Source organism: Streptomyces sp. NPDC059900 (assembly GCF_050270335.1).
Lineage (GTDB): Bacteria > Actinomycetota > Actinomycetes > Streptomycetales > Streptomycetaceae > Streptomyces.
Genome location: NZ_JBNNJZ010000317.1, coordinates 1 through 9,625 on the forward strand (window position 1 = coordinate 1; position 9,625 = coordinate 9,625).

9 protein-coding genes are annotated in these 9,625 nt (G+C 71.8%); 6 read left to right on the forward strand and 3 right to left on the reverse strand.

The features are described from left to right. Nucleotides 1-156: 156 nt before the first annotated feature. From ACQKIP_RS30530 to ACQKIP_RS30540, 3 genes are all read left to right on the forward strand, one after another. Nucleotides 157-1,509 carry a M20/M25/M40 family metallo-hydrolase gene (locus tag ACQKIP_RS30530; protein ID WP_365860021.1) on the forward strand — a complete coding sequence of 451 codons (1,353 nt, stop codon included), beginning with the start codon at nucleotides 157-159 and terminating at the stop codon, nucleotides 1,507-1,509. A gap of 141 nt (nucleotides 1,510-1,650) precedes the next feature. Next, complete coding sequence (locus ACQKIP_RS30535; RefSeq protein ID WP_361200992.1) at nucleotides 1,651-1,884, forward strand: chaplin; 234 nt, start codon at nucleotides 1,651-1,653, stop codon at nucleotides 1,882-1,884. Between the two features lie 140 nt (nucleotides 1,885-2,024). Next, the gene (locus ACQKIP_RS30540) at nucleotides 2,025-2,825 is read left to right on the forward strand and encodes a chaplin (RefSeq protein ID WP_365860022.1); all 801 of its coding nucleotides are present in this window, start codon (nucleotides 2,025-2,027) and stop codon (nucleotides 2,823-2,825) included. 115 nt (nucleotides 2,826-2,940) lie between these two features. Here the strand turns inward: ACQKIP_RS30540 and ACQKIP_RS30545 are convergent, their stop codons facing one another. Next, nucleotides 2,941-3,129, reverse strand: a complete 189-nt coding sequence (locus ACQKIP_RS30545; RefSeq protein ID WP_190082655.1) for a DUF5703 family protein — start codon at nucleotides 3,127-3,129, stop codon at nucleotides 2,941-2,943. A gap of 47 nt (nucleotides 3,130-3,176) precedes the next feature. On the opposite strand from ACQKIP_RS30545, the gene ACQKIP_RS30550 reads away from it, so the two are divergent. Next, on the forward strand, nucleotides 3,177-3,977 hold the full coding sequence (locus ACQKIP_RS30550) for a hypothetical protein (protein ID WP_365860023.1): 801 nt from the start codon (nucleotides 3,177-3,179) through the stop codon (nucleotides 3,975-3,977). A gap of 108 nt (nucleotides 3,978-4,085) precedes the next feature. On the opposite strand, the gene ACQKIP_RS30555 is transcribed toward ACQKIP_RS30550, so the two are convergent. Both ACQKIP_RS30555 and ACQKIP_RS30560 read right to left on the reverse strand, forming a co-directional pair. After that, the gene (locus ACQKIP_RS30555) at nucleotides 4,086-6,323 is read right to left on the reverse strand and encodes a helix-hairpin-helix domain-containing protein (protein ID WP_365860024.1); all 2,238 of its coding nucleotides are present in this window, start codon (nucleotides 6,321-6,323) and stop codon (nucleotides 4,086-4,088) included. Next, on the reverse strand, nucleotides 6,320-7,300 hold the full coding sequence (locus ACQKIP_RS30560) for an aldo/keto reductase (RefSeq protein WP_365860025.1): 981 nt from the start codon (nucleotides 7,298-7,300) through the stop codon (nucleotides 6,320-6,322). The genes ACQKIP_RS30555 and ACQKIP_RS30560 overlap by 4 nt, the downstream gene beginning before the upstream one ends. Before the next feature lie 174 nt (nucleotides 7,301-7,474). Between ACQKIP_RS30560 and ACQKIP_RS30565 the strand changes: the two genes are divergently transcribed. Then, the gene (locus ACQKIP_RS30565) at nucleotides 7,475-8,524 is read left to right on the forward strand and encodes an LLM class F420-dependent oxidoreductase (protein ID WP_365860026.1); all 1,050 of its coding nucleotides are present in this window, start codon (nucleotides 7,475-7,477) and stop codon (nucleotides 8,522-8,524) included. A 232-nt stretch (nucleotides 8,525-8,756) separates the two neighbouring features. After that, nucleotides 8,757-9,545 carry a ferritin-like domain-containing protein gene (locus ACQKIP_RS30570; protein WP_365860027.1) on the forward strand — a complete coding sequence of 263 codons (789 nt, stop codon included), beginning with the start codon at nucleotides 8,757-8,759 and terminating at the stop codon, nucleotides 9,543-9,545. Nucleotides 9,546-9,625: the final 80 nt, after the last annotated feature.

Here is a 9,625-nt window from a genome sequence, read left to right on the forward strand (position 1 = left end):
GCGACGTGGAAAACCATAGCAAACATTCGGGGGCCTTCGTTCACACAGGTCAGGTGCGTGAACGGCGTATGTCGGCGGGTGCCCGGCCTTGGGTGTCGGGGGGTGGGCGCGGGAGGATGAAGAGGACCACCAGCAGCGATAGCGGGAGGAACCATCGTGAGCGAGTCGAGCAGGGCCGACAGGGCGGGCGAGGCGGACCGGTCGCGGCCCGTCACCGGCGAGGACGAGGTCGTCGATCTCTGCCGCGACCTGATCCGCATCGACACCAGCAACTACGGCGACCACTCGGGCCCGGGGGAGCGCAAGGCCGCCGAGTACGTCGCGGAGAAGCTCGCCGAGGTGGGACTCGAACCGCAGATCTTCGAATCGCACCCCGGCCGGGCCTCCACGGTCGCCCGCATCGAGGGCGAGGACCGCTCCCGGCCCGCGCTGCTCATCCACGGCCACACCGACGTCGTACCGGCCAACGCCCAGGACTGGACGCACCACCCCTTCTCCGGGGAGATCGCGGACGGCTGTGTGTGGGGCCGCGGCGCCGTCGACATGAAGGACATGGACGCGATGACGCTCGCGGTCGTGCGCGAGCGCATGCGCACCGGGCGCAAGCCCCCGCGCGACATCGTGCTCTCCTTCATGGCCGACGAGGAAGCCGGCGGCACGTACGGCGCGCGCTACCTCGTGGACAATCACCCGGAGCTCTTCGAGGGCGTCACGGAGGCCATCAGCGAGGTCGGCGGCTTCTCCTACCAGGTCAACGAGGACCTGCGGCTCTACCTCATCGAGACGGCCCAGAAGGGCATGCACTGGATGAAGCTGACCGTGGACGGCACCGCCGGACACGGTTCGATGATCCACAAGGACAACGCCATCACCGAACTGTCCGAGGCCGTCGGCCGGCTCGGGCGGCACGAGTTCCCGGTGCGGGTGACCAAGACCCTGCGGCACTTCCTCGACGAGCTGGGCGATGCCCTCGGCACCGAGCTCGACCCCGAGAACATGGACGCGACGCTGGCCAAGCTCGGCGGCATCGCCAAGCTGATCGGCGCCTCGCTGAAGAACACCGCCAACCCGACCCAGCTGGGCGCGGGCTACAAGGTCAACGTCATCCCCGGCCAGGCGACCGCGCACGTCGACGGCCGCTTCCTGCCGGGGTACGAGCAGGAGTTCCTCGCCGACTTGGACCGGATCCTCGGCCCGAACGTCAAGCGCACGGACGTGCACGCGGACAAGGCCCTGGAGACGTCCTTCGACGGCGCGCTCGTCGACGCCATGCAGACGGCGCTGCAGGCCGAGGACCCGATCGCCAAGGCCGTGCCGTACATGCTCTCCGCGGGCACCGACGCCAAGTCCTTCGACGACCTCGGCATCCGCGGCTTCGGCTTCGCGCCGCTGAAGCTGCCGCCGGAGCTGGACTTCGCGGGCATGTTCCACGGCGTGGACGAGCGGGTGCCCGTGGACGGCCTGAAGTTCGGTGTGCGCGTGCTCGACCGGTTCATCGACGCGTCCTGAAGGAAACTCCAATAATCGTCAGCGCGTGCGTACTTGACTGAAAAGAGTGAAAGGGACCATACGCTCGTAGCTCCATTACCTCCTCCTCGTTACAGGTGGTGCGGTCCGCGGCTGGGATCGCATTGCCAACAAGGAGGAATAATGATCAAGAAGATCGTCGCCGCTGTGGCTGCCACTGGTGGCCTCGTACTCGCGGGTGCGGGTATCGCTGCTGCCGACGCCGGTGCTCAGGGTGCCGCCGTGAACTCCCCCGGTGTGCTCTCGGGCAACGTCGTGCAGGCGCCGGTGCACGTGCCGGTGAACGTCTGCGGCAACACGGTCTCCGTGATCGGGCTGCTGAACCCCACCTTCGGCAACACCTGCGTCAACGCCTGACGTTGTCGTGCCTCGCCCCTTGAGGGGCTGAGTCTGTCGGTCCCGGAGTGCGTTCCATGCATTCCGGGGCCTTCCGGCATTCCGTGTGCGCGTCCCAAGACGCGCGCGCTTTCGTGAAGGTCACAAGGCAGGGAAAACCTATGCGACAGGTCACTCGTAAGGGCCTGATCACGGTGGCAGCAGCTACGGGCGTGCTCGCCATCAGCGGTGGATACGCACAAGCGGACTCGGGCGCCGCCGGAAGTGCGTCGAATTCCCCGGGCGTGCTGTCCGGCAATTCGGTCCAGCTCCCGGTGCACGTGCCGGTGAATGTCTGCGGCAACAGCGTCAACGTCGTCGGGGTGCTCAACCCCGCGGTGGGCAACAACTGCGCCAACACCTCCGACGACGGAGGCAGCGGCAGCGGTAGTAACAAGCCCTCGGGCGGCGGTTCCTCCGCGCACGGTCACAGCAGTGACTCGCCCGGCGTCGGTTCCGGCAACGACGTCCAGCTGCCGATCGACGTGCCGGTGAACGTCTGCGGCAACAGCGTCACCCTCGTCGGTCTCGGCAACGCGACCGCCGGTGACGACTGCGTCAACGACTCCGGCGAAGCGCCGCCGCCCGGCGGCGAGCACCCGCCCACGAAGCCGGAGCAGCCGCCGGGCGGTCCGGAGCAGCCCGGACAGCCCGGGGAGCCCGAGCAGCCGGGCAAGCCCGGAACGCCGGGCGAGAAGCCCTCGGACGACCGGGCGGTGCCGCCCGGGTCGCCGGAGCAGGGGTCGCCGGAGCAGCCGGGGTCGCCGAACGAGCCGGGGGCGCAGACCGTCGCGCAGCCGAAGGGCTCGGAGACGCTCGCCCAGACGGGCAGCGATCTGCCGATGGGCGTCGTACTGCCGGTGGGCGCGGGCATGCTGCTCGCGGGAACGGTGCTGTACCGCAGGTCGCGGTCGGCCGCCTGATCGAGGCCTGCACCGCTGCTTGATCCGGTATGCACGACGGAGGGTGTCCCGACGGGTCGGGGCGCCCTCCGTCCTGCTGTGTCACTCGCCGTCCCACGTCGCCAGGCGGCCCGCGTCACCAGGTAGCCCGCAGCTGGCGGATGATCCGCCGCTTCAGCCGCACCCTGCGGCTGCCGTCCGCGTGCAGGCTCAGGCGGTCCAACTCCCAGTGTCCGTACTCCGCATGGTCCGTCAGCAGGCGCGTCGCTTCCTTGCGGGTGACCCCGCGCGGCACATACACGTCGACAAATTCGTATTCCGGCATCGCATCTATTGTGCAAGCACGGGCCCGCTACGGATAGCGTCTGCACTATGTCTGATGCTGCGCAGCCAACCGCTGCCGAGGTACGCGCCGCCGCCGAGGCGGTCAAGACCGCGCTCGACCGTCACCTTGCCGCGGTCGAACGCAGGTCGGGTGAGGACGACCCGGCCGTCTATGAGGCGTTCAACGAGCTGGCCGCGGCGGCCGAGGAGTACGACGAACTCCTCTACGACCGCTACGACGAGGTCACCCCCTTCGAGATCCCCGGCTCCGACAGCGATGTGCTGCCGCCGTACCAGGGCCCGGAGGAGGCGAACGCGCTGAGCGTGCTGATCCGCAGGGACTATGCCGTGGCGGAGCCGCAGCGGCTCCTCGCGCAGGCCCAGCGGGTCGCGGACCTCGACGCGGACGCGGCGAGTGGGAGCCCGGCGGCCGAGGCGGCGGGCAGCAGCGTGCATGCCGCGCTCGGAGTCCTCTTCGGGGAGTTCGAACCGGACGAAATCGCCTCCCGGCACAAGGAGTTCGGCCTGGAGGAGGGCGACTCCACGCTCTGGGTCACCGCGGCGGACGAGCCCGCGGAACCGGGGGAGTGGCTCGACGCCCCCTTCGACGCGGCGGACCCGCACCGGGTCGTGTGCCGCTTCGACGTCAGCGCGGTCTTCGACGACGAGCAGGACGACGAAGACCGCGACGACCGCCGTGACCGGGCCGGAGCCGACGGCCGTGTCCGCGTCGATCCCGCCGCCGCGGTCCTCGAAGAACTCGATGATGTCGACGATGCTGACGAGGCGGACGAGGTGGACGTCGTCGACATCGACGACGACAGGAGCCCCCTGGACGCGGATCGCTGACCCCTCGGGCGGGCGGCGCGGCCGTCTTCGGCCGTGCCCGCCGCCGCTCCGGGTGCCCGGTGAACGCTGCGGGCACCCGGAAGCGTGGGACGGTCCTGCCGGCCCGGCTCAGGCCGTGGTGGGGACCTGGGGGCGCAGAAGGGTCTGGAGGCGCGTCGTACGGGCCTTCGGGGGGATCTCCGCCACCGCGCGCGGCAGCGCCTGCTCCGCGCCCTGGACCACCGAAAGGTGCCGCTCGCCGCGGCTGAACGCGGTGTAGACCCAGGGCCTGCTCAGGGCCGCGGTCGCGTCACCCGGCAGCACCACGACCACGGCGGGCCAGCTCAGGCCCACCGCCTGGTGGGCGGTGAGCGCCCAGGCGTGCCGCACCGTGTGCTCCACCTGCTCCTTCGGTACGACGACGGGGGCGCCGTCACACTCCAGGTGCAGCCCCTGTGCGTCGGCCTTCAGGACCCGGCCCGGTGTCGTGCGGCCGGGCGCCGGGACGTGGGCGACACGGTCGCCGGGGTCGAAGCCGCCGAACCGGCCGGGGCCGGGGTTCAGCCGCTCCTTGAGCGCGGTGTTCAGGGCGCGTGTGCCCGCGGCGCCGCCGTGCCCGGGCGTGATGACCTGGGTGTCCTGCGGGGGCACCCCGATCGCGCGGGGCACCGAGTCCGCCACGAGCTGCACCGTGCGGTGGACCGCCTCGCCCGCGTCGCGCACGGGGACGATCACGACCTCCTTGCCGGGCGCCTCGACCTGGTTCAGCTCGCCGATGCCGATGCCCGAGACCAACTCTCCGATGGGGCCGGGATCGGGGACGCGCGAGACGACCTGCGGGCAGCAGCGCGCCGCGAGGAGATCGGCGAAGACGCGTCCGGGGCCCGCCGACCACAGCAGCCCCGGATCGCCGCTCAGCACCAGACGGGCGCCGTCCGGCAGGGACTCCACGAGCATCGCGGCGCTCTCCACGTCCAGCTGCGGCGCGTCCAGGACCACCAGGAGGTCCAGGGCGAGGGCTCCGTCCCTGTCGCGACCGGGGCCCTCGGTGCCGGAGAGCAGCCCCGCCACGGTCGCGGCGCCCGCCTCGTCCGAGCCGGTGAGCCGCGCGACGCGATCGCGCCCCGGCGCGCTGTGCGTGGCCGCCCACACGCGCAGGCCGAGGCCCGCCGCGGCTGCCGCCAGGGCGGCGGGCTCGGCGCGGGCCGCCTCGCCGCCGGTGTGCAGGACGAGTCCGTGGCCGGCGACCGCGCGGATCAGTTCGGCGGTGGAGCCGGACGCCTGGCCCGCTGCGGACTCCCAGGCTTCGGCCTGCGGGCCCGAACCCTCTTCCTTGGACAGGGAGTTGATCACCCTGGCGAGGCCGTCGGCGAGGCTCTCCTCGGCCAGTGCGTACTGTTCGAGGCCGACCAGGACGCGGACCGGCTGCTCGGCCTCCTCGCCCTCGCCGTCGTCCTCTTCCCGGACGGGGGCCGGGATGCCCGGTGTTTCGAGGGCGTCCTGGAAGACGAGGATGTCGCCCTCCGCGATGGCGCTCTGCACCGCCGCGTCCGGATCGGGCACGGCGCGCTGTCCGAGCGCCGCGGTGAGCGCCGCCGCGTCCAGGGCGGTGTGTCCGGCGATGGCAGCCTGTTCGAGGAGCCAGGCGGTGATCGCGCGCCCCCTGCGCTCGTCGTCGGGCCCGCACTCCGCGCCGAGCAGGGCGCGCGCGAAGCCGTCGGCCTGTTCCGTGCGCACGCCGCCGACCCGCAGCAACTGCCAGGGATCCTCCCGCAGCAGGGCATCGGCGCCTTCGCCGAGCGCCGCCGCCGTCCGCTCGGCGAGTGCGGCAGGTGCCCCGCCTTCGGCGAGCACGGCACGGACCGCGCCCACGGCTTCGTCGCCGGGTCCCGAGGCGGCCGGGGCGACGGGCTGCGGACGCCGGACGGGCTCGGGTGCGGCCTTGCGCGGCGTGGGTCCGGGCTCGCTGAAAGCGCTGGTGACCGGCTTCTCGCCGCTCTCCACCGCGCGCACGGCGGCAAGGAGGTCGGCGGTCTTGCCGCTGAGCTTGGCCCCGGCGTCGACCGGCCCCTGCTTGGCGGCCTTGCGCTCGGCGATCCGCTCCTGGAGCTGCCGCTGGGCGGCGATCTCGGCCTCGGTCTCCGAAAGCTCCTGGCTCGCGGCGGCTTCGCTTCCGTCGGCTGCGCTTCCTTCGGCGTCGCTCCCGGTGGCGTCGCTCCCGGACGCTTCGCCTTCGGCGGCGGCCTCCGCTTCCTCCGCGCCGGCGGTGTCCGCGAGCTCCTCGGCCCCCGTCGCCTCCGCCCCGGTCTCCTGTGCGGCAGCGGCCTCCGCTTCCTGCGCGGCAGCGGTTTCCGGCTCCGTACTCACAGCGTGCTCCAGTCCTGATCGGGGTAGCGGTGCACGGGCGCCGACACATCGTCGAGCGCCTGGCAGATCTCGTCAGGAAGACTAAGGGTCTCCACTGACAATGCGGCCGTGAGCTGCTGCGCGTTGCGCGCGCCGACGATCGGCGCGGTCACTCCGGGGCGGTCGCGCACCCAGGCGAGGGCGACCTGGAGGGGCGTGGCCGCGAGGCCGTCCGCGGCCGTGGCGAGCGCGTCGACGATGCGGCTCGCGGCATCGTCGAGGTAGGGCGCGACGAACGGCGCCATGTGCTCGGAACCGCCGCGCGAGTCGGGCGGGACGGAGTGGCGGTACTTACCGGTGAGCACGCCGCGTCCGAGCGGCGAGGAGGGCAGCAGGCCCACGCCCAGGTCCATCGCCGCGGGCAGCAGCTCCCGCTCGACGCCGCGCTGGAGCAGGGAGTACTCCATCTGCGTGCTGGCCAGGCGGGTCCGCGCGCCCGGCGCCGCCAGCTGCCACGTGGCCGCCTTGGCCAGCTGCCAGCCGGAGAAGTTCGAGATGCCCGCATAGCGCGCCCGGCCGCTGCTGACGGCGATGTCCAGGGCCTGGAGCGTCTCGTCCAGAGGCGTGCAGGGGTCGAAGGCGTGCAGCTGCCACAGGTCCACGTAGTCCGTGCCCAGGCGGGCCAGGGACGCGTCGAGCGCGGAGAGGAGGTGGCCCCGCGAGCCGTCGAAGCGGCGGTCGGGGTCGGGCACGCTGCCCGCCTTGGTCGCGATGACCAGGTCACGGCGCGGCACGAGCCGTTCTATGAGTCGGCCGAGCAGATACTCCGCCTCCCCGTCGCCGTACACGTCGGCCGTGTCGACGAGGCTGCCGCCGGCTTCCCAGAACACCTTCAGCAGATCGGCGGCGTCGCTCTCCTGGGTGTGGCCCCAGGTGAGGGTGCCGAGTCCGATCCGGGACACGCGAAGGCCGGTACGGCCGAGATGCCTCTGCTCCATGGGCGCTGAGATTACTGGCCGTGCTCCAGTGACGTGAGGGGCTGTGGACAAACCCGTGACTGTGGAGAACCCGGGAACCCCCGGCCACCCGCACGCCCGCCGCTGACGGCGCGCGGAGCCACGCGCTACAGTCCCCGGCACAGGTACGTTACTGCTCAGTAAGGGGATTCGGCCATGCAGCTCGGGATCAACCTCGGCTACTGGGGCGCGGGGATGGACGCGGACAACCTCGCCGTCGCCAAGGAGGCCGACAAGCTCGGCTACGCGGTCTGCTGGGCCGCCGAGGCGTACGGATCGGACGCCGCGACGGTGCTGTCCTGGGTGGCCGCGCAGACCGAACGCATCGACATCGGATCGGCGATCTTCCAGATCCCGGCCAGGCAGCCCGCGATGACCGCCATGACGGCCGCCACGCTCGACTCGCTCTCCGGCGGCCGCTTCCGCCTGGGCCTGGGCGTCTCCGGACCGCAGGTCTCCGAGGGCTGGTACGGCGTCAAGTTCGACAAGCCGCTGGCCCGCACCCGCGAGTACGTCGAGATCGTCCGCAAGGCGATGACGCGCGAGCGCCTCAGCTACGAGGGCGAGCACTGGACGCTGCCCCTGCCGGACGGACCCGGCAAGCCCATCAAGCTCACCGTCCACCCGCAGCGCGAGCACATCCCGCTGTACGTCGCCGCGATCGGCCCCAAGAACCTGGAGCAGACCGGCGAGATCGCCGACGGCGCCCTGCTGATCTTCCCCTCGGCCGAGCACCTGGAGGAGACCGCGATCCGCCACCTGCGCGCGGGGCGCGAGAAGGCGGGCAAGACGATGGAGGGCTTCGACGTCGTCCCCACGGTGCCGCTCGCGGTCGGCGACGACGTCAGCGCCCTCGCGGACATGTTCCGCCCGTACACCGCCCTCTACGTGGGCGGCATGGGCAGCCGCAAGCAGAACTTCTACAACCAGCTCGCCGGGCGCATGGGGTACGAGAAGGAAGCGGCCGAGATCCAGGACAAGTACCTGTCCGGCGACAAGGACGGTGCGGCGGCCGCCGTGCCGCGCGAGCTGATCGACTCCACCACGCTGCTCGGCTCCGTGGACCGCATCGCCGAGCGGATGCAGGCCTACGCGGCCGCCGGGGTGACCACTCTGACGTTGGCGCCGGCCGGCTTCACGCTCGACGAGCGGATCACGGCCCTGCGCACGGGTACGCAGGCGCTGGAGCGCGCCGGCCTGGCGTAACGGAGGGGAAAGTTCTGCGGCCGTGGTGGGGGCTCGGGGGTCTTCCCCGCCACGGCCGTCACGGAGCACAACGCCTCGCAGGGCCCCTCGGTTACGGTCCCGTCCGGGGGCGGCTGTCCTTCTTTTGGCGGAGCTGTACCTGACAGGTGTTGCCACACCAGCGCCCGCGCATTTGACTTGTTCTTTGCGGAGACCACGCGGAGTCCGTGCGAGGGGCATGGAGGTGCCACTGATGCTTTCGGCCAGGAGTGTCTTCGAGGAGATCCTCGACAACGACGAGTCGTTCCGGCTCTTCTGTTCCATCGCGGCCAGCGGGGAGTCGCAGGGCGGATGGGAGAACGGGCGCATCGCCGCGCTCCTCCCGGAAAGCCAGCGCGCGCTCGGCCCCAAGGTCGCCCGGCACGGCGCCGACGAGGACAAGCACGGACGGATCTTCAACGCCCTGCTCAAGAAGCGGGGCCTGGAACCCGCTCCGGTCCCGCCGGAGACGGACTACACGATGCTCCTGGAGCGGCAGGGAATCGGCCTCGCGCACGAGAAGCTGCGCCGCGAGGAGCCGCTGACCGAGCGGGACGTCGTGGTCTACCTCTCGCACAGCCGCGTCACCGAGCAGCGCGCCGCCGACCAGATGGACATGCTGGTCACGTACTTCGGCGACCACCCCGAGGTCGGCAAGGCCATCAGGATGATCTGCGCCGACGAGGACAACCACCTGGCGTACTGCCACGAGGAGTTGCTCCGCCTCGCGGCCGCGGGCCACGGGCGGATGATCCTGGACACCCTGCACGAGTGCGCCCGCGCCGAGACGCGCGTGTACCGCGACGTGAGCCTCGCCGTGATGGGCCACATGGGACGCATCCTGAACTGGCCGGCGCCCAAGTCCGCGGCGCTCGCCTCGGGTGTCCGCGCCATCTCCGCCTACGAACGCCTGGGCGGGTGGCGGCGGATGGTCTCCCTGAAGATGCCCGAGCGGCGCGACGCCCTGGGCGGGCCTGCCGCCCCGGCACCCGGGTTCGTCTGACCGGGGAGCCTGCCGGCTAGAGCCAGCCGCGGCGCTTGAACAGCCGGTAGAGGAAGACCTCGAGGGCGGCCATCAGCAGG